Origin of the sequence: Corynebacterium sp. HMSC078H07 (assembly GCF_001812805.1) — a bacterium.
In the GTDB taxonomy this organism is placed as follows: Bacteria; Actinomycetota; Actinomycetes; order Mycobacteriales; family Mycobacteriaceae; genus Corynebacterium.
In genome coordinates this window covers 39,380-40,021 of the sequence record NZ_KV810470.1, presented here as the reverse complement: position 1 = coordinate 40,021, position 642 = coordinate 39,380, and the positions used below count along the sequence as shown (strand labels likewise).

Genomic DNA, 642 nt, shown 5'->3' with positions numbered 1-642 from the left:
CCAGGAAAGCCACCTTTCAGGCCTGGCTTAGTGGCAAACCACAGCTTGAAGACGATATCGACACCACAGCCCTGAGCCTCGTCAACGCCTGGGCGCTGACCGAAGGACACATCAAAGCAGGACTTAGAGCCCTCCACCGGCTGGATACCCTGCCGAAGGTCAAGGCCTTGCAAGAAGAGCACTATGTGCTTGATATCGAATCCCTTATCGCTATTGATCAACCCATGTCAGCCCTTGCCGGGCCTACCACTGCCACACTGGCGCTTATTGATGGCATGCTGGCAGACTATTTCACCCCCACCACACCCAACCAGGCCTTTCCCACCCGCAGCCAAATACGACGCAAAGTCCGCGACCTGTGCAAAGCACTTGATGACACCATCGCCTATCGGGACACTCGCCCGAAAGATACCTACACGTTCTACTCCAATGGCACTACAGCGTGGCTTGAACTTGGAGTCGATGAGAACACCGGCATCAAACTCGATGCCTTCATCCGTAAAACCGCCGCCCATAAAGGCCTAAGCCTTACCGAGGCCGTAAAGAAACTTCTCAGCGGTGAAATCACCCCACCGGCAACCGTTATCCTCAATACTTATAGAGCCTGCGATGTTGACAATGCCCCAACCTATGTTGAGGGCT

General features: G+C 54.5%; 1 protein-coding gene and 1 pseudogene. One reads left to right on the top strand and one right to left on the bottom strand.

Annotation, left to right across the window (positions count from 1 at the left end):
- Positions 1-182: hypothetical protein (locus HMPREF2875_RS13920; protein WP_246817040.1), on the bottom strand; the 182-nt coding region annotated here is incomplete at its 3' end.
- Between the two features lie 3 nt (positions 183-185).
- Between HMPREF2875_RS13920 and HMPREF2875_RS05375 the strand changes: the two are divergent.
- A pseudogene (locus HMPREF2875_RS05375) lies at positions 186-642 on the top strand (HNH endonuclease); the annotation flags it as partial.